This window comes from Fontibacillus phaseoli (genome assembly GCF_003337355.1).
In the GTDB taxonomy this organism is placed as follows: Bacteria; Bacillota; Bacilli; order Paenibacillales; family Paenibacillaceae; genus Fontibacillus; species Fontibacillus phaseoli.
In genome coordinates this window covers 76,700-93,801 of the sequence record NZ_QPJW01000002.1, presented here as the reverse complement: position 1 = coordinate 93,801, position 17,102 = coordinate 76,700, and the positions used below count along the sequence as shown (strand labels likewise).

Sequence of the window (17,102 nt, the reverse complement as noted above, 5' to 3'; positions counted from 1 at the left end):
ACCTATGAGTTTCTTTAAAAAACTGAAAGAGAGCATCGCCTCCAAGACCGAGTCGGTGACGAAACAGTTCAAGGACGGGTTGGAAAAAAGCCGCAAAGGTTTCGTGGAGAAAGTAACGGAGCTGATAACCCGGCGCAAAAAAATAGACGAGGATTTTTTTGAGGAGCTTGAAGAAATTCTGATTGGTGCCGATGTCGGCGTAAATACGGTAATGAATCTGATCGAGGAATTGCGCTCCGAGGTGAAAAAGCGCAAGATCGAGGAGGCCGCCGAGCTCCAGCCGATTTTGTCCGAGAAGCTGATTGAATTGCTGCGCGGCGATGAAGACAATGAGTTGAAGTTGAATCCGGACGGAATTACGGTCATCTTGTTCGTCGGCGTCAATGGCGTCGGCAAGACAACGACAATCGGGAAGCTTGCTCACCACTATAAGCAACAAGGGAAAAAAGTGATTATGGCAGCGGGAGATACGTTCCGTGCCGGTGCAATCGAGCAGTTGGAAGTATGGGGCAAGCGGGTCGGCGTTGATGTGATCAAACAGCAGGCCGGATCCGATCCGGCCGCGGTCATGTTCGATGCGGTGCAGGCTGCAAAACAGCGGGGCGCGGATATTTTGCTTTGCGATACGGCTGGCCGACTTCAGAACAAATCCAATCTCATGGAAGAACTGAATAAAATATTCCGCGTAATACAGCGCGAAATCCCGGGAGCACCTCATGAAGTGTTGATGGTGCTCGATGCGACCACCGGCCAAAACGCGCTTAGCCAGGCGAAGCTGTTCGGCGAGAAGAGCGGTGTAACCGGTCTGGTGCTGACCAAACTGGATGGGACGGCCAAGGGCGGGATCGTGATTGCGATCCGTCAAGAGCTGAGCCTGCCGGTGAAGCTTGTCGGGCTTGGGGAGAAGATGGATGACTTGCAAAAGTTCGATTCCGAGCAATTTGTACACGGCCTCTTCGCCGGTTTGATTCGCGAGGAAGAGGAGCCGGAAACCGGTCGGGAGTAACCGTTTTGGGCAAGCGGCCATATGGTTAATAAATCTTAAGTTGAAAAATAGGAGGCTGAAGTCATGGCCAATACGCATACTTATCCGCGCCGGGAGGAGATCGCCAATGCGATTACCCACGGGATCGGCGCGCTGCTCAGCCTGGCGGGACTGGTATTGTTGATCGTCTACTCCAGTTTGAAGGGAACGGCATGGCATGTCGTCAGCTTCACGGTGTATGGAGTGAGCATGTTGCTCCTGTATTCGTGCTCGACATTGGTACACAGCTTCAAAGAGGGAAAGGTAAAAGATCTGTTTGAATTTTTTGACCATTCCTCCATCTATATTTTTATAGCCGGGACCTATACTCCGTTTATGCTAGTGGCCATCCGCGGACCGCTCGGCTGGAGTCTGTTCGGGGTCGTCTGGGGGATCGCGCTGCTAGGCGTAGTGTTTAAGGCGTTTTTCGTCAAACGATTTTTGTTCATGTCAACGATCTTTTATCTCATTATGGGATGGTTGATCGTTATCGCCTGGGGTCCGTTGGTAGCCGCTGTCCCTAATACGGGCATGGTGTTGCTGGTCACCGGAGGCATTCTGTATTCGCTTGGCACCATATTTTACGTATGGCGGGGCTTTCCTTATCATCACGCTATCTGGCACTTGTTCGTTCTTGCCGGCAGCGTTACGCATTTCTTTGCGATCCTGCTGTATTTGCTGCCTAATTGGTGAGGCGTTAAGCTGTGCGACAGACCGAAAGAAGAGCCGGTGAGCCGAGGAGTAGAAAACCACTGGGGCATTGCTCCGGTGGTTTTTGCTATTGTAGGGCTCGAGTTCCGGTACACCATTGGATGATTTCCAATGAGACCCTTCTACTCACCCTAGCAGATGCTTGTCGATGTTAAGGGGAATTACTTGACAATAGGTTCTTCATTCGGTATGATAAGGATCGTTGATACGCTGTAAAGTGTTTTTCCTTGACGGAGGGAGTGCCCATATGAGTCAAGAGAATAGGCTTGAGAAGACAAACCGGATCAACCTGTTGTTTGATTTTTACGAAGCCTTGCTGACGGAAAAGCAGCAAAGATTTCTCAAATATTATTTTCTCGATGATTTTTCCTTGGGTGAAATCGCCACGGAATTTGAAATTAGCCGCCAGGCGGTGTATGAACATATCAAGCGGGCGGAAGAGATGTTAGAGGTATATGAATCAAAGCTTGGACTGCTCCGTAAGGACGAAGAACGCAGCGAATTGCTTTCAAAACTTGAGTCAGTGCTAGAAGACAGTGAAATGTCTGCGTTACATAAAGAGACGGCAAAACAGCTGATGCGCTTGGCTGAACAGTTGTAACATCGGCGGCTGGAGCTTGGAAAATGGAACGGAGGTGACCGAAGAATGGCTTTTGAAGGATTGACAAATCGATTGCAGAGCGTATTCAGCAAGCTTCGCGGCAAAGGGAAAGTATCGGAAGACGACGTGAACGAAGCGATGCGCGAAGTTCGTCTGGCTTTGCTGGAAGCGGATGTCAACTTTAAAGTGGTCAAGGATTTTATCGCCAAAGTGAAAGAGAAGGCCGTCGGCAGTGAGGTCATGGATAGCTTTACGCCGGGCATGGTCATCATCGATATCGTCAACAAGGAATTGACCGATTTGATGGGCGGCAGCCAGGCGAAGCTGGCGAAGAGCAACCGTCCGCCGACCGTAGTCATGATGGCGGGTCTGCAAGGTGCCGGTAAGACAACGACTTCGGCGAAGTTGGCCAAGCTGCTCCTGAAGGGCAACCATCGCCCACTTCTCGTAGCCGGGGATATTTACCGCCCGGCCGCGATCAAGCAGCTGCAGGTGCTCGGCGAACAGATCAAGGTACCGGTGTTCACGCTTCCGGAAGGCAACAACCCGGTTGAAATTGCACGTCAGGCTTTGCAGCATGCAAAGGACAACGGCAATGACTATTTGCTGATCGATACCGCGGGTCGGCTTCATGTCGATGAAGAATTGATGGAGGAGCTTCGTCAAATTCACGAAGTGACCAAGCCGGATGAAGTGCTCCTTGTCGTAGACGCTATGACAGGTCAGGATGCGGTCAATGTGGCCGAGAGCTTCAATCAGCAGCTGACACTGACCGGGGTTGTACTCACGAAGCTGGACGGGGATACCCGCGGCGGCGCAGCCTTGTCGGTTAAAGCAGTCACGGGTTGCCCGATCAAGTTTGCGGCGCTCGGCGAGAAGATCGATGCGCTGGAGCCTTTTCATCCGGAACGGATGGCTTCGCGGATTTTAGGCATGGGGGATATGCTCTCACTGATTGAGAAGGCACAGTCCAACATTGATGCGGATAAAGCGAAGGAAATGGAACGGAAAATGCGCAATGCGGAATTTACGTTCGACGATTTCCTGGAGCAGATGGATCAGGTCAAAAAGCTGGGTCCGCTGGATCAGATCATGGATATGATTCCCGGCATGGGTAAGATGAAACAGATGAAGGACGTCAAGGTCGATGAGAAGCAGATGGGCCGGGTGGAAGCGATCGTTCATTCCATGACCAAGCAGGAGAAGCAAAACCCGGATATGATCAATCACAGCCGGCGCAAGCGGATCGCTGCGGGAAGCGGAACTACGCTTACGGATGTGAACCGTCTGATCAAGCAATTTGACGAGATGCGCAGAATGATGAAGCAGTTCTCGGACATGATGGGCCCTAAAGGCAAAGGTTCGAAAATGATGAAGCAGCTCGGCAAAGGTGGTAAAGGCATGAGATTTCCATTCCGGTAAAAGGAACTTACCTCGCCGGATGAAATAGATTTATATTGTTGATTTTTTAAAGGAGGTGAATTTCGTGGCAGTTCGTATTCGTTTGAAACGCATGGGTGCTCATAAAGCTCCTTTCTATCGTATCGTGGTGTCGAATTCCCGTTCCCCGCGTGACGGCCGTTTTATCGAGGAGATTGGTTTCTACAACCCGGTTGCTGAACCGGCAGTAGTGAACATCGACGAAGAGAAAGCATTGAAATGGCTGCAGGACGGTGCGCAAGCATCTGATACCGTTCGCAACCTGCTCAGCAAAGCCGGCGTAATGAAGAAATTTCATGAGCTTAAGCAGCAGAAATAATTGCTGATTCGGAGGGTCTTTTATGGAACAATTAGTCGGCGTTATTGCGAAGGCTCTTGTTGATCATCCGGACGATGTCCGTGTGGAGGTTGTGGAGAAGGAACATCTGATTGTGTATGAACTTTCCGTACATCCCGATGATGTAGGTAAAGTGATCGGCAAGCAGGGAAGAATCGCCAAGGCGCTCCGCACGGTTGTAGCATCGGCAGCCGTCAAGATGGATAAGCGGGTTACCGTGGACATCATGTCTTAATGATATACGAAAGAGGGTTAGGATGTTTGTCCTAACCCTTTTTCGTACATGCTGAAGCAGGAGGAAGCGGGATGAAGCGAAAATTTGGAACATGGCAGATGACCTGTCTCATTTTGCTTGTTTGCTTGCTGGCCAGTCTTTATTATAATTTCAAATGGTTGCCGTACAAAGAAGTACAACAACAAAGTTATTCGGCGATGCTGGATCAGTCTTTCAATTACTGGATGGAAGCATCGTTGACGGAAACGGATCTTGTGATCGAGAGTGTGAGAGACCGTTCTTCGGATGCATTAATCATGCATCAGTTGGGCAGTTTATCAGGGGCGCTGAAGTCCTCGGAAACGACCTTCCGATCCTTGGATCTCCTTTTTAAAAAACAGGGTGCATCGACTTATTTAATGTACAATGTAATGGCGGATTATTATAACTTTATCCAAAAGGATATTGCCGACCAGGTACTAAATCGGATCCTGGATGAAAATCAGGGGCGCAACGAGATCATCAGGAGCCTGGAGATCATGAGAGTGGATCTTGCCGAATTACATCAGCAATTCAAGGCAGATGAGCTTTCTAAAAGTAAACCTTCCCACCTTCAACAGGAATGGAAGGAAGCCGTTCAAAAAATCGTGCTGCGTAATGACCAGCTTGAATTGTATAATCGGATGAAATATAAATACGGCTTTGATGCGGAGACAGGTAACGACGTTTCGTAGAGGAAGCCTAACAAGTGTCGGGAGGTTGTTATGTCGGAGTCATTATTGTCTGTGGGAAAAATCGTGAATACACACGGAATTCGTGGTGAATTGAAAGTGTTGCTTCAAACCGACTTTCCGGAGGTGCGTTTTGCGCCGAAGGCAAAGCTGATGATGATACATCCGGAACGAGGCGATCAGATCGCGGTAACTGTTACTACTGCACGTCCATATAAGCAGATGTACATTGTTAAATTTGATGAGTATGAAAATATAAATGAAGTTGAAAAGTTTAAAGGTTTCGAATTAAAGGTATCCAAGGAAAACAGTGTTGAGTTGCCGGAAAATGAGTATTATTTTCACGAAATTATCGGTTGTCGCGTAGTGAATGAAGAAGGCGACGAAATCGGGGTTATCGAAGAAATTCTACGTCCCGGTGCTAATGATGTGTGGGTAGTTAAACTCCCGACGCGCAAAGAACTGCTGCTGCCTGTCATCGATGACGTCGTGCTGGATGTGGATGTAAAAGCCAAGCTCGTCAAGGTTCATTTGATGGAAGGGCTGTTGTAACATGCGCGTAGATGTATTAACCCTGTTTCCGGAAATGTTTGACGGCGTATTCCATAGCAGCATTCTCGGAAAAGCCCAAGAGAAAGGCATTGTTTCATTAAACGCCGTTAATTTCCGGGATTACGCGGGGAACAAGCATAGTACCGTCGATGATACGCCTTATGGCGGAGGAGGCGGTATGGTGTTGAAGGCGGAACCGATTTTCAGGGCAGTCGAGGACTTGCTTGGCAAAACGGAAGAAAGTTCAGAAGAGCTCCCCACGGTTTCGTCCGGTAGCGGCGAATCGGTGATTGAGCCGACCCAGCGTGCACCTCGCATCATACTTATGTGCCCCCAAGGGGAACCCTTTTCTCAACGCAAAGCAGAAGAACTTGCAGGCGAAGAGCATCTTATATTCATCTGCGGCCACTATGAAGGTTACGATGAGCGAATCCGGGAACATCTGGTGACCGACGAATTGTCGATCGGCGATTACGTACTGACCGGGGGAGAACTCCCCGCGATGGTCATGATCGATAGCGTTACCCGGCTTCTGCCCGGCGTGCTAGGCAATGAGATGAGTGCGGTAACCGATTCCTTCAGCACGGGACTGCTGGAATATCCGCATTATACCCGGCCCGTGGAATTCCGCGGGTGGAAAGTGCCGGACATATTATTGAGCGGCCATCATGCTAACGTGGCGGATTGGCGTCGCAAGGAGGCATTACGCCGCACCTGGCTTCGTCGGCCCGACTTGCTGAATTCTTTGGAGTTAACTTCCCAGGATGCCAAATGGTTGAAAGAGTTTGAAACAGAGCGAAACAATTGAATTAGTCAGTTGGATCATTGGAAGAATCGCGGCGTATGGCTGCGGTTCTTTTTGCGTTTTTGGGGAATAGGACGTAGTTAACGTCACATACGATAATGATATTTCCTGTTTTTCACGGGCGGATCAGTGGCGTTTAAGATATGCAGATGGAGGTGGCGGATGCATCGATTTTGGGAAAAGGTGATCAAGCCTTTGGTATTAGCGCTTCAGCCTAGAGTCATAGTGGAAGTTGGTTCTTTTACAGGTTTAAATACCTTTAAACTGCTGGATTATTGCCGTTATACCGGAGCAAAATGTGTCGTTATCGATCCTGCTCCGTTATACGATACCGAGCTGATGAAAAGCTATTACGGAGAAACCTTAAGTCTAAGGAGGTTGTTAAGTATTGAAGCCCTACCTCAGATTGGCGCTTATGACATGATACTCATCGATGGCGATCACAATTGGTACACGGTTTATCATGAACTAAAACTTGTAGAGCGAATGGCGAGGGAGAAAGGCAAACCTTTTCCGGTAACGGTTCTTCATGATACGGGTTGGCCCTATGCAAGAAGGGATATGTACTACGCTCCCGAAACCATTCCGGAAGCTTACCGGCAGCCTTGCGAGAAAAAAGGACTGGAACCGGGCTTTGAGGGTTTATTGGAACAAGGCGGTCTAAATAATATGGTTCACAATGCCGTTCGGGAGCATGGCCCGCGTAATGGGGTATTAACGGCGATCGAGGATTTTTTGCAGGAAGCACAACAACCTCTCAGTTATTACGAACTGTCTTCGAATAACGGGTTAGGCGTCATTATTCCTTCTTCGGAACCTCTGAGGGGAATACTGACTTATATTTTGGATACTTCAGGCCAATAGGAACAGCACTATGATTTGTTGAAAGGAGTAAGCAAAAATGGCGTTTGCTTCCATCGTAATTCTGACTAAAAACCAGCCGGAGTTGACAAAACGCCGGGGTTAATCAAGGTTTGGCGGCCTAATGGTATGTTTCAAAAGGGACCCCAGTGTCGGGATTGCCGGGCAGCTAACCTACCATGTGGCTCCGATTCAGCGGGGCCGTGACGGGGGGGCCAGACAGCGCGAATATTACACGTATTTAGATCCGGGGAATATGTTGGAATTAACATGGCTTTTCATTTATAAAAATTGGTTAGAGGTGACGGATCATGCCTAATTGAAGCGGTGTTTGGATTCGGTAGCAGATAATATGGATGAAATCATTATTGTCGATACGGGTTCTTCGGATCAAACCAAGGCAGTGGCACTTCAATAAACGGACCGGGTGCATGATTTCATATGGATCGATGACTTTGCGGCTGCAAGAAATCTTGTTTTCAGTTTAGCGACCAAGGATGATATTTTTTGAGGTTTCTATGGAATATCTCATCTGGCATTCGACGAATTCGGAAATGTAACGAGCAATCTGAGAAGAAACCGTCTTGTTAAAAGGACGAATCAATTTCGCTGGATCGGCGCGGTGAATGAATATCTTGAGGTTTGGGGAAACCTACAACATACCCGATATTGCTAGTTTTACTTCATTTTTATTCTGAAAAAAGGTGCAGTTAATAAGAATTTGGGTAATAAAAAGATAGCAAGGTCAACAATCCGTTTGATTGGCGTAGGAGGCAAGAAAGGTAATGGAACAACAATTAGAACCATCGGAACAACAACTGGAGCCCCGGCAGGATGACATGCAGCGGGATGATGAACTTATATTGACTGTCGATGATATTTTAAAATTTTATGCCGGACGGCATTAACTCCACTCTCATCAAGGAGGTTAACATCATGATCGGATATTTGATTGATCCGCTTGAATTGGAACAGGAGTTATTAAGTGAGATTTTACCGAACGAGTAAGTTTAGTTTTGGGAAAATCAGTGGTATATGATGATGAAAAATAAGATGATTTCTGATTCGTTCAGGAATCATCTTTTTTATGTTTGATGCTTTATTACTATCTCATAGAATCATTAATGGGCTGACTAAAGCATCTAATTACTCGTTCTTATCGTTAAAATAAAAAAAGAGGCCGCCCGATCCGGCAACCTCTTAATATCAGTTAAATGGTCGGAGTAGCGGGATTCGAACCCACGGCCTCACCCACCCCAAGGGTGGGCGCTACCTAACTGCGCCATACCCCGATCAACGTATGCATTTAACCGCACTTTTCAATGTTTTACCTAGCGTAGTTCCGACGCTCGTTGATGGCGATATCCATATTATACCGGATAGGCGCACACCCCTGCAATAGAAAACCGTGCATCATAACTTACATTTCCTTATTATATTTACTGACGTAATGGGCAGTGTCCATAAGGAAGCAACTACCGAACACCAAAATAACGAGATAGACAGCCAACAGACGGAGAGATGTATAATTCACAGCGTTAATGCCTTGACAACTATCAATTCAAGAAGTATACTATATATACTAAATTATTTATTTAGTATATATGAGGTTTGATAATGAAAAAAATAAACTCTATCAATTACGGTCACAAGATACTCCGCAGTGCGATAATTTGCTTAATTATTGTACCGTCTATTAGTCATTTCCTTTGGAAAATGACTAATCAAATACAGTTTCAGTTAACAACAAAGATCTCTCTGATAATGGGCGTTATAATTCTCCTATTCCTTTTTGTTTTACTGAAGATTGAGCTTTATCAAGACAAAAAAATGGACGAATACTATAGAGCTAACTCCCACTCTCGCCTGTCGCTAAAAAACGGCTTATTCGAGTGTCAGACTTGCGGAAATAATCAAGTGAAACCCGGGCAGAAAAATTGCATTGTCTGTGGTACAAATTTTAAGAATTGGAGTGAAGATGGTGGAAACAAAAAACAGCAATAATTTATTGCCAATATCCGAAACATTATTTATACCTTTGGTAGCGCGTGCTACAGAAACGGCAAGGGATAACCCTATCATTTCAGATGAAAAATCGGTGGAAATCCTTAAAACAATAAATCTGGACGATAAAATAACAGATGGGGGTATGATATCAACATTAGGCATTCTATCGCGCACAAAGGTTATTGATGATGAGGTGAAACGTATTCTTTCTCAAGATAAAAATGCAACGATTGTCAATCTAGGTGCGGGATTAGACACACGGATCACCCGAGTGGATAACGGTCTTTTAAAATGGTATGATCTTGATTTTCCAGATGTAATTAAATTTAGGAGTCAGTTTTTTTCTGAAAATGAGCGAATTCAAACGATACCTAAATCTGTTTTGGATACAACATGGACAGAACAAATTCATTTTGACAAAAATAGCAAGGTTGTTATTATAGCCGAGGGTCTGCTTATGTATTTTTCAGAAAATGATGTGTCCAAAATACTAACGCTTTTAGCGCGTGAATTTCCGCGAGCGCATATGTTTTTTGATGTTGTTCACAGCTATTTTATCAATAAAAAAATAAGCAGCACTTTTTTGTGGGGGATCAACAACGCCAAAGAGATTGAGAAACTACATCCAGCTGTTGAATTAATCCAGTCATGGAGTGCGGGAAATCTTTTAAAAGAGCGTCAGCCTATGATCCTTCGCTTACTGAATATTTTGCCTGCAACCAAAAACAGAAGCCAAATTCTACACATTCAGTTTAAGCAGTAAGTAAATACAAGGAGGTGGTGAATATGCCGCGTTTTAGTGAAAACGAAAAGAAGAGGATAAATGAAAAACTCCTCACGGAGGGAGAAAGACTTTTTTTAACACATGGAATTAAAAAAGTCACAATTGATGATTTGGTAAAAGCCGCTGGAATTGCAAAAGCGTCCTTTTATACGTTTTATGAAAGCAAAGAATATCTGTATTTAGACATCGTTCAAAACATACAGCAGACAATCTTTGCAGAACTAAATACTCTTTTGGATTCCAATTCAGATTCATCAAGCGAAGAGCGTGTTTTGCAGGTATTTGAGGCTATGAGCAAAATGATACTTCAATATCCTGTTTTAATTCATATGGATACGGCTACTATAGAACTCATTGCCCGTAAGGTTTCAAAAGAACGGTTATCTGCTTTTCGTGAACAAAATTTTGATGCCGCTCAAGCATTACTTAATCATGGTGTGCGGTTTTCCTGTGATATTCAGACAGTATCCCATGCCTTTCAGGCTATCTATCATAGTTGGATGTATCTGCGCGACCAAGGAGAACAAATACAATCTACTGTGACCAATATTATTTTGCGTGGTGTTGTTAGCCAAATTGTTATTAAGTAGAAGGATATGTAGAATTAAGCTTGATAAATGACATATAAAAAAAGCCGTCATTTAGCAAGTAAATAGTTATGCCTAAACGGCGGCTTTGAAATCGAAATCAAGGCCGCTGTTTTACTTTTGAAAAAGCATAAACAGGGGGCGTAATAAGTGCGCCCATCCTCGACTAGGCGGCTTTGGACTGGAGGTGCTTCATGTATCCAAAGTCGCTTTTTCATGCATTGGAGGGGCCGCCACCTTGTCGTGACGGCTTGGCATAGCTGATGTTCTAAGGCAATATAATTTCAATAATACACATCAAAAAACGGGTGGCAACTGCGCCCATTTCCCATACGACACCGTTCGAGTTTTTTCTCGGATAGGTGTCTTTTTATTTGCTGACCTTTGGGACAAGTCCCCATGCAACTTCGGGCCAACTTGGCCCGAAGTGCCTTACTACCCCGGTTGTCGTTCACCTCCCTGCTCCATTCGATTCTGAAAGCCCGTAAACCTAAAAATCGAATGGAGGATTATCATGATAACTGTAAATTTGAAAGACCTTTACTACTGGTGCAAGGAAGATATATTCGTGGAAATCACGGAAGAAATGCTGGAAGCCATGAAAGCCGCTGACCGTCAGGAATCCGCATACAAGCGGCGTACTTACCGCTATAAAGCGCATTACACGTTAGATATGGAGGACGGCATTGCAAACGAGTGCGTTATCAAGCCGGAAACGCCAGAGGAAGCCTATATCAAAAAGGAAGCGGAAGAAATGCTGACTGCTGCCCTTAATACTCTGACTGAAGCACAGCAACGCCGATTGAAGCTGTATTATTTTGAAGGTATGCGGTATAGCCAGATTGCAAGACTGGAAGGAGTGACCGATGGAAGTATAAGCGGTTCGATTAAATCCGCGCTCAAGCATTTGGGAAAGCAGAAAGAGGTAAAGCAGTTTAAGGAATACCCCCTTGCTTTTGTGCTGCCGCTTTCGCTCATAGCGAATCAGCGGTGCACTACGAAAAAGCGGAGTGTGGCCACAAGCCACGCCCCGCTTTTTCTCGGCCTGTTGGAAATGGGATTGCGGGAGCAAGACCGTTTGCGGCAGGCCGGAACCCGCCCATAGGCGGCGTTCCCCCTCGGAGAGCCCACGGGACACTTTGCCGCGAAGCGGAAAGTGTCAGAGTGGGTCATATACTTCAAGGAAGTATATGACCGCTCCGGCCCCGGCATTGCATTGTGTATAGACATTCCATGAAAACTCGCCGATACGGAAACGGCGTCAGCCGTACAATTCCACTTCGGGCCAAGTTGGCCCGAAGTCCCGGAAAGGAGTTTACTATGCAGGAAACCATCAAGAATGAAAATATCAATACCACTTCCAATATCAAGCCGGAACGCACAACTACAAGAAAAATCGGCAATACCACTTTCCTTGTGTCCTCCCGCTTCAAGGAGGGCAAGGAGGGCAAGGAGGGCAAGGAGGGCAAGGAGGGCAAGGAGGGCAAGGAGGGCAAGGAGGGCGATATTGTTTCCACCTTTGCCCGTCTGGTTCAATATGATGCCGACAGGCCGGACAGGGCTTGAAGCAGGCAACTTATCACCGCGACAACCATGACAACAGGCGGTAAAAACGGTATAATTAGAGTATACATTACCGTCTGTTGGCTGTCGGAAAGAGAGGTTACAAATGCTTAGACAGCCAAATGAAAAATGTATGGACGATTGAGCCATGAGGACGAGCTTGCCGGGGACAGCAATTCCATTATCAATCAGCGCAAAATCCTCACCAAATACGCCGAGGAAAACGGCTTTACCCCTTACGAGTTTATCTATGACGATGGGTATTCCGGGGCCGATTTTGAACGCCCCGCCTTTTCTCAAATGATTGAGGATGTGGAAGCCGGGAAAGTTGCAACCGTCATTGTAAAGGACATGAGCCGTTTCGGGCGCGACTATCTGAAAGTAGGATTATACACGGAAATCCTATTTTCAGAAAAGGACGTTCGTCTGATTGCCGTTAATGACAACGTGGACACGGCGCGCGGGGAAAACGGCTTTACCCCCATGATGAACCTGTTCAATGAATGGTTTGTCAAAAACACCAGTAAGAAAATCCGTGCCGTGTGGCAGTCCAAAGGCAAGAGCGGCGAACGCCTTGCCGTTATCCCGCCCTATGGCTACCGCAAAGACCCGGACAACCCGAAACAGCTTGTCATTGACGAGGAAAGCGCCGCCAATGTGCGCCGGATATTCCGCTTGTCCGTGGAGGGCTACGGCCCCGCGCAGATTGCCCGATTGCTCAACGGGGAACACATTCTCAATCCGAGCGGCTACAAATACGAGCATGGGATTGTGAAGAAAGCCCGGTCCTGCAAAGACCCGTATTTCTGGAACACCACAACGGTACATAAAATACTGGACGCGCCGGAATACTTGGGGCTGACCATCAATTTCAAAACATGGTCGAAATCCTACAAGGACAACCGCCCCCGCTTAAATCCCCCGGAAAAACAGCTTGTGTTTGAGGACAGCCACCCTGCCATTATCGACCCGGAAACATGGGATATTGTCCGCAGTATGCGACAGCATAAGCGCCGCGCCCCGCGCTATGGAAATCCCGGCCTTTTCTCCGGCGTGGCCTATTGTTCCGATTGCGGCGCAAAGCTGTACTTCTATACCCGGTCAATAAAGAACAAATGGGGAACGCGCTATGAGGGTTCTTACAGTTGTTCCGAGTAGCGCAAGGACGTTCAGTATCAGGGAAACCGGAAATGCACCTGCCACTTTATCCGGGAAAGCCAGTTGGAACAGCTTGTTCTGGAAGAACTGCGGCAACTCCTGCGGTACATTCCCAAGCATGAAAAGCAGTTTGCAAAGCTTGTGATGGACAGGAGCGCGCAGGAGCAAAAGCGGGATACGGCGGCGAAGAAACGAACCGCCGAGAAGCACCGCCGCCGTATTGCTGAACTGGATACGCTGATTGAACGGCTGTATGTGGACAATGTTTCGGGGAAAATCACGGACGAGCGGTACGAGAAAATGTCCGGGAAGTTTGAAGCGGAACAGGCCGAATTGACGCAAGCCGTCGCTTCTCTGGAAACAGAGATAGCCGCCGAGGAAAGCCAAGCGGTCAACGTGGACAGGTTTTTGTCCGTGGTGCGGAGATACACCGTAATCGAAGAATTAACCCCGGCAATCGTCCATGAATTTATAGACCGTATTATCGTCCATGAGCCGGAACAGGCGCGGGGCGACCGCCGCCAAAAAGTAGAAATCATCTACAACAACGTGGGCGCGGTTGACCGCCACTCCCTGATGGGTTTAGGGGCGTAAAAACTGAATATTGGGCCGAGTGCCGTTTCAATAACGCCGCCGCCCGCCATGAGTTTATGCTTCCTTTAGGACACTGTCCTAATAAATGAAGAAACCAACAACAAACAAATATGCAAAGACCAGCAGGAGAACAGCAATCATATCCACGCCCATTAGTGCGAAAGAAACCATCAAAGCGCCAAAAACGTAAAGCATGATATCATATGCTTTAGCTTTCGCTTTATTTGAAATAGCGACATTGCGTTCATCATTTTTATCTATCTTCATTTGCTTTTGGAGTTCCGGGTTGTTTTTTGCTACTCTGCGGCTCATTACATTTCCAAGCCCATGTCCGAACATACCGCATCCCAAACCTATGCAAACATACGGCAATACAAGCAATATGCCCTGTGGATCGACAATCAATTTCAATAGAGACAGTCCAACACCTAGCAGCAATATACCCATAATCACAGCAAAGCGATCAAGAGTTTTTTTCTCCATCATGATCCTCCTCATATATAAAAATTTCCTCAATACTCATTTCAAAATATCGTGCTATCTTAAAAGCCAAAAGAATAGATGGACTGTATCTGCCATTTTCTAAGGAACCTAAGGTCTGCCTTGATACTTCTAATGCTGCGGCTAAATCCTCCTGCTTGATCCCTCTGCTTTTTCTCAATTCTTCCAGATGATTTTTTAAATTACCTCTCCTTTCATGGAAAGTTTACTTTCCGTATTTGGGATAACAATCGCTCATTCGAATGTAAAGCGTGCTTTACATGTTTCCCTTGAAAATGTGCAACAATCCGCTAAATATCAACGGGAAAACAGATGTGGGGACCCTCTTCCTATGCTTGCTGGGGAACTTTTAGACATTCCCGACCGGAAGAGAAATGGAACTAAACACTTAAGAGACGGTCTCCGCCAATTCAATCAATGGCTATGTTAAATTCTAATGTTGATTTGTGACCATAAGAAAACCGCCTTTGTGAAAAGGCGGTTAATAGAGCTATCGTTCCCAGTCAATGGTTATTGGAAGATATTATATTATTCAAACCACTGTCTAGGTCCGATGACATGGAATAGTCGATTAACGTCAGTGTTCAGTGCATCCTGTATACGTGCTATTGTAAAGTCACTAATAGGTCTAGGTAAATCAGTTAAAGACCAATACTTACATTCTGTTACTTCCACCTCATCGGGCTGTGGTGGTTGATTCTCGGCCAACTTACAAGTAAAAACAAAGTGGTGCATATCATAAGTAGGTTCATAATAGACGCCGGTCAATCGCTCGACAGCAACTTCAAGACCTGTTTCCTCAAGAACTTCTCTCTTTGCAGTATTTTCTGCCGACTCATTTAATTCTGATAACCCACCAGGAAGTTCCCAATTGTATTTTCCGTAGTTATGCTTCACTAGAAGAACTCGTCCATTTGAATCCGTAATAACAGCCGCTGCTCCTACTGGCTTTTTTGACATTCCTATACCCCCATAAAAATTGAAATAGTCATTTTACATATTCCTACATGCAATTAAACTGCCAGTTAGCTTAACAAGAATAAGCAGAAAGCCGAAGCTTTGTGTTCGTGTCTGTGACAGTAAACAGGCACGATTTAACCAACTATTATTTTTATTCGATAAGGTATTCTCATATTCCTTGCTGTTACAAATATTTGGTTGCAACACCATTAAAGCGGTTCATCCATTTCTTCAAGCGGCGGTGATAGTTGTTTACGTTTTGGATAGGGTACACGCCTTTGATACGTTTTTGTTTTCCGTCAATAAAACGAACCCAAACATACACCAACATTAAGGTTGTTTAACAAAGCCTAATCCATAAAAAAATCCTGCTCGAATGAGCAGGATTTAAATCGACTTCTTATTCTGATTCAGGTCTCTTTACTTGAAGAGGAGGAGGGATAAGCCATCCCTTTTCCTTATTCAGCCTCAGTATTTTGAGACCTAAAGCTGCTTTTGTGAGATGATATTTAGCAAACAAGGCGCCGATATCTTCCCTAATTGATTGTCCCATAGCTTGACTGCACGCAACTAACCCAGCGGAAGTATCTGCCGCAATTTTAGCCGCAATTTCAGGGTCGGTAAACTTTGCGCCAGCTGGAATGTCTTCAATTTTTACGGGAGGCTTATCGGGCAAAATCGGAGCAGAGGGTATCCCGTTGTCAGAGAGCAATTCATTGCACTCATTCATCTCTAGCTTAGTTTGATCAATTAAATCATGGAGTATTTTTTTTAGGTCATTATCACCAGCGTGGTTAAGATATGTCTGGTAGCAAGATACGGCGCCAATGGCTCCTAGGGAGAATGCCCATACACCAAAAATTTCGCCATAGTGCATAGGTTCATTTTTCGGATTACCGCTTAAAACACCCATTTTATCGCTCCTTTTTGAGTTAATTACGACGGTATAATGCCCAGAAAAATTAAATTAATGTATGATCAACGAGAAAGTGATCGAAGACCGCAGTAGTCTATTGTGTATGGATGCTTAATAAATTGATGAAGTAGGTTATATTATAGTTAGAAAGCAATCCATAATCATAGCGCGAAATGAAGTATCCCCCTGCTTCAAAGCGCATAATTACCTTGCTATGCCTTGGGAAATGTGATAAAATTCTTTTTGTTGTGAATTCGGTGGTCCGCTGCGGATGATGAGGGAGAACATGAGGTTTTCCGGAAGAGGCATGAACACCTGAGTGGAAGGAGGGAGTCCTAGATGAATATCGTTCAAGCGATTACGCAAGAACAGCTTCGCAAAGATATTCCGAGCTTTCGTCCTGGTGACACTTTAAAAGTGTTCGTAAAGGTTATCGAGGGAACTCGTGAACGTATCCAGTTGTTCGAAGGTGTTGTTATTAAGCGTCGTGGCGGAGGAATCAGCGAAACTTTTACAGTTCGTAAAATTTCGAACGGTGTAGGCGTGGAAAGAACTTTCCCGCTTCATTCTCCGAAAATCGATAAAATCGAAGTGGCTCGCCGTGGTAAAGTGCGTCGTGCGAAGCTGTACTATCTTCGTGAACTTCGCGGTAAAGCAGCGAGAATTAAAGAAGTGCGTCGTTAATTCATTAACGATCAGGGGGGCTTGGTTGATCAAGCCCCTTTACTATTTTTAAAAACAGCGATTCGTTACATA

General features: G+C 45.8%; 22 protein-coding genes, 1 tRNA gene and 2 pseudogenes. 19 read left to right on the top strand and 6 right to left on the bottom strand.

Annotation, left to right across the window (positions count from 1 at the left end):
- Positions 1 to 4: 4 nt before the first annotated feature.
- The 12 genes and pseudogenes from ftsY (at position 5) to DFP94_RS26270 (ending at position 8,184) form a co-directional block, all read left to right on the top strand.
- Entirely contained in the window at positions 5 to 1,006 is a 1,002-nt protein-coding gene (gene ftsY, locus DFP94_RS07830; RefSeq protein ID WP_114495924.1) for a signal recognition particle-docking protein FtsY, read from the top strand.
- A 63-nt stretch (positions 1,007 to 1,069) separates the two neighbouring features.
- Positions 1,070 to 1,717, top strand: coding sequence for a PAQR family membrane homeostasis protein TrhA (trhA, locus tag DFP94_RS07825; RefSeq protein WP_114495923.1), 648 nt, complete (start codon positions 1,070 to 1,072; stop codon positions 1,715 to 1,717).
- Between the two features lie 265 nt (positions 1,718 to 1,982).
- Positions 1,983 to 2,336 carry a putative DNA-binding protein gene (locus tag DFP94_RS07820; RefSeq protein ID WP_114495922.1) on the top strand — a complete coding sequence of 118 codons (354 nt, stop codon included), beginning with the start codon at positions 1,983 to 1,985 and terminating at the stop codon, positions 2,334 to 2,336.
- Between the two features lie 45 nt (positions 2,337 to 2,381).
- Positions 2,382 to 3,758, top strand: coding sequence for a signal recognition particle protein (gene ffh / locus DFP94_RS07815; protein WP_114495921.1), 1,377 nt, complete (start codon positions 2,382 to 2,384; stop codon positions 3,756 to 3,758).
- A 64-nt stretch (positions 3,759 to 3,822) separates the two neighbouring features.
- The gene (gene rpsP / locus DFP94_RS07810; protein ID WP_114495920.1) at positions 3,823 to 4,095 is read left to right on the top strand and encodes a 30S ribosomal protein S16; all 273 of its coding nucleotides are present in this window, start codon (positions 3,823 to 3,825) and stop codon (positions 4,093 to 4,095) included.
- 22 nt (positions 4,096 to 4,117) lie between these two features.
- Positions 4,118 to 4,348 (top strand): KH domain-containing protein, encoded by a 231-nt coding sequence (locus DFP94_RS07805; RefSeq protein WP_068780674.1) that lies wholly within the window; start codon positions 4,118 to 4,120, stop codon positions 4,346 to 4,348.
- A 71-nt stretch (positions 4,349 to 4,419) separates the two neighbouring features.
- On the top strand, positions 4,420 to 5,061 hold the full coding sequence (locus tag DFP94_RS07800; RefSeq protein WP_114495919.1) for a hypothetical protein: 642 nt from the start codon (positions 4,420 to 4,422) through the stop codon (positions 5,059 to 5,061).
- 30 nt (positions 5,062 to 5,091) lie between these two features.
- On the top strand, positions 5,092 to 5,610 hold the full coding sequence (gene rimM, locus DFP94_RS07795; protein ID WP_114495918.1) for a ribosome maturation factor RimM: 519 nt from the start codon (positions 5,092 to 5,094) through the stop codon (positions 5,608 to 5,610).
- Between the two features lies 1 nt (position 5,611).
- Entirely contained in the window at positions 5,612 to 6,418 is an 807-nt protein-coding gene (trmD, locus tag DFP94_RS07790) for a tRNA (guanosine(37)-N1)-methyltransferase TrmD (RefSeq protein WP_114495917.1), read from the top strand.
- Between the two features lie 159 nt (positions 6,419 to 6,577).
- On the top strand, positions 6,578 to 7,279 hold the full coding sequence (locus DFP94_RS07785; protein WP_114495916.1) for a class I SAM-dependent methyltransferase: 702 nt from the start codon (positions 6,578 to 6,580) through the stop codon (positions 7,277 to 7,279).
- Between the two features lie 316 nt (positions 7,280 to 7,595).
- Positions 7,596 to 7,940 (top strand): annotated as a pseudogene (locus DFP94_RS26470) (glycosyltransferase); the annotation flags it as partial.
- A gap of 121 nt (positions 7,941 to 8,061) precedes the next feature.
- Positions 8,062 to 8,184, top strand: a complete 123-nt coding sequence (locus DFP94_RS26270) for a hypothetical protein (RefSeq protein ID WP_281269473.1) — start codon at positions 8,062 to 8,064, stop codon at positions 8,182 to 8,184.
- A 307-nt stretch (positions 8,185 to 8,491) separates the two neighbouring features.
- Here DFP94_RS26270 and DFP94_RS07770 read toward each other — a convergent pair.
- Positions 8,492 to 8,568 (bottom strand) — tRNA-Pro (locus tag DFP94_RS07770).
- 656 nt (positions 8,569 to 9,224) lie between these two features.
- On the opposite strand from DFP94_RS07770, the gene DFP94_RS07760 reads away from it, so the two are divergent.
- From DFP94_RS07760 to DFP94_RS07735, 6 genes are all read left to right on the top strand, one after another.
- A complete protein-coding gene (locus DFP94_RS07760; RefSeq protein WP_245954672.1) occupies positions 9,225 to 10,046 on the top strand; it encodes a class I SAM-dependent methyltransferase in 822 nt (273 codons plus the stop codon).
- Between the two features lie 23 nt (positions 10,047 to 10,069).
- Complete coding sequence (locus DFP94_RS07755; protein WP_114495912.1) at positions 10,070 to 10,657, top strand: TetR/AcrR family transcriptional regulator; 588 nt, start codon at positions 10,070 to 10,072, stop codon at positions 10,655 to 10,657.
- A gap of 511 nt (positions 10,658 to 11,168) precedes the next feature.
- Complete coding sequence (locus DFP94_RS07750; RefSeq protein ID WP_114495911.1) at positions 11,169 to 11,759, top strand: RNA polymerase sigma factor; 591 nt, start codon at positions 11,169 to 11,171, stop codon at positions 11,757 to 11,759.
- A 215-nt stretch (positions 11,760 to 11,974) separates the two neighbouring features.
- Positions 11,975 to 12,220, top strand: a complete 246-nt coding sequence (locus tag DFP94_RS25435) for a hypothetical protein (RefSeq protein ID WP_114495910.1) — start codon at positions 11,975 to 11,977, stop codon at positions 12,218 to 12,220.
- A gap of 126 nt (positions 12,221 to 12,346) precedes the next feature.
- Positions 12,347 to 13,375: a recombinase family protein gene (locus tag DFP94_RS07740; RefSeq protein WP_114495909.1), complete on the top strand. Its 1,029-nt coding sequence runs from the start codon at positions 12,347 to 12,349 to the stop codon at positions 13,373 to 13,375.
- A gap of 63 nt (positions 13,376 to 13,438) precedes the next feature.
- Positions 13,439 to 13,969, top strand: a complete 531-nt coding sequence (locus DFP94_RS07735; RefSeq protein ID WP_114495908.1) for a DUF4368 domain-containing protein — start codon at positions 13,439 to 13,441, stop codon at positions 13,967 to 13,969.
- Between the two features lie 78 nt (positions 13,970 to 14,047).
- On the opposite strand, the gene DFP94_RS07730 is transcribed toward DFP94_RS07735, so the two are convergent.
- From DFP94_RS07730 to DFP94_RS07710, 5 genes and pseudogenes are all read right to left on the bottom strand, one after another.
- Positions 14,048 to 14,455 carry a DUF6442 family protein gene (locus DFP94_RS07730; RefSeq protein ID WP_245954606.1) on the bottom strand — a complete coding sequence of 136 codons (408 nt, stop codon included), beginning with the start codon at positions 14,453 to 14,455 and terminating at the stop codon, positions 14,048 to 14,050.
- A complete protein-coding gene (locus tag DFP94_RS07725) occupies positions 14,433 to 14,630 on the bottom strand; it encodes a helix-turn-helix transcriptional regulator (RefSeq protein WP_425459243.1) in 198 nt (65 codons plus the stop codon). Before DFP94_RS07725 ends, DFP94_RS07730 begins: the two co-directional genes overlap by 23 nt.
- A gap of 368 nt (positions 14,631 to 14,998) precedes the next feature.
- Positions 14,999 to 15,430 (bottom strand): NUDIX hydrolase, encoded by a 432-nt coding sequence (locus tag DFP94_RS07720; protein WP_114495905.1) that lies wholly within the window; start codon positions 15,428 to 15,430, stop codon positions 14,999 to 15,001.
- A 33-nt stretch (positions 15,431 to 15,463) separates the two neighbouring features.
- Positions 15,464 to 15,725: pseudogene (locus DFP94_RS25940) on the bottom strand (hypothetical protein); the annotation flags it as partial.
- A 105-nt stretch (positions 15,726 to 15,830) separates the two neighbouring features.
- The gene (locus tag DFP94_RS07710; RefSeq protein WP_114495904.1) at positions 15,831 to 16,343 is read right to left on the bottom strand and encodes a DUF3231 family protein; all 513 of its coding nucleotides are present in this window, start codon (positions 16,341 to 16,343) and stop codon (positions 15,831 to 15,833) included.
- Positions 16,344 to 16,685: 342 nt separating this feature from the next.
- Between DFP94_RS07710 and rplS the strand changes: the two genes are divergently transcribed.
- Positions 16,686 to 17,030 (top strand): 50S ribosomal protein L19, encoded by a 345-nt coding sequence (rplS, locus tag DFP94_RS07705; RefSeq protein ID WP_114495903.1) that lies wholly within the window; start codon positions 16,686 to 16,688, stop codon positions 17,028 to 17,030.
- The last annotated feature ends 72 nt before the right edge of the window (positions 17,031 to 17,102 follow it).

Coding starts and splice junctions, on each gene's coding strand:
- DFP94_RS07750 (WP_114495911.1), top strand. CDS start 11,169: ATGATAACTGTAAATTTGAAAGACCTTTACTACTGGTGCAAGGAAGAT.
- trmD (WP_114495917.1), top strand. CDS start 5,612: ATGCGCGTAGATGTATTAACCCTGTTTCCGGAAATGTTTGACGGCGTA.
- DFP94_RS07755 (WP_114495912.1), top strand. CDS start 10,070: ATGCCGCGTTTTAGTGAAAACGAAAAGAAGAGGATAAATGAAAAACTC.
- DFP94_RS07805 (WP_068780674.1), top strand. CDS start 4,118: ATGGAACAATTAGTCGGCGTTATTGCGAAGGCTCTTGTTGATCATCCG.
- DFP94_RS07820 (WP_114495922.1), top strand. CDS start 1,983: ATGAGTCAAGAGAATAGGCTTGAGAAGACAAACCGGATCAACCTGTTG.
- DFP94_RS26270 (WP_281269473.1), top strand. CDS start 8,062: ATGGAACAACAATTAGAACCATCGGAACAACAACTGGAGCCCCGGCAG.
- DFP94_RS07710 (WP_114495904.1), bottom strand. CDS start 16,343: ATGGGTGTTTTAAGCGGTAATCCGAAAAATGAACCTATGCACTATGGC.
- DFP94_RS25435 (WP_114495910.1), top strand. CDS start 11,975: ATGCAGGAAACCATCAAGAATGAAAATATCAATACCACTTCCAATATC.
- DFP94_RS07800 (WP_114495919.1), top strand. CDS start 4,420: ATGAAGCGAAAATTTGGAACATGGCAGATGACCTGTCTCATTTTGCTT.
- ftsY (WP_114495924.1), top strand. CDS start 5: ATGAGTTTCTTTAAAAAACTGAAAGAGAGCATCGCCTCCAAGACCGAG.
- DFP94_RS07730 (WP_245954606.1), bottom strand. CDS start 14,455: ATGATGGAGAAAAAAACTCTTGATCGCTTTGCTGTGATTATGGGTATA.
- ffh (WP_114495921.1), top strand. CDS start 2,382: ATGGCTTTTGAAGGATTGACAAATCGATTGCAGAGCGTATTCAGCAAG.
- trhA (WP_114495923.1), top strand. CDS start 1,070: ATGGCCAATACGCATACTTATCCGCGCCGGGAGGAGATCGCCAATGCG.
- DFP94_RS07720 (WP_114495905.1), bottom strand. CDS start 15,430: ATGTCAAAAAAGCCAGTAGGAGCAGCGGCTGTTATTACGGATTCAAAT.
- rplS (WP_114495903.1), top strand. CDS start 16,686: ATGAATATCGTTCAAGCGATTACGCAAGAACAGCTTCGCAAAGATATT.
- rimM (WP_114495918.1), top strand. CDS start 5,092: ATGTCGGAGTCATTATTGTCTGTGGGAAAAATCGTGAATACACACGGA.
- DFP94_RS07785 (WP_114495916.1), top strand. CDS start 6,578: ATGCATCGATTTTGGGAAAAGGTGATCAAGCCTTTGGTATTAGCGCTT.
- DFP94_RS07740 (WP_114495909.1), top strand. CDS start 12,347: ATGTATGGACGATTGAGCCATGAGGACGAGCTTGCCGGGGACAGCAAT.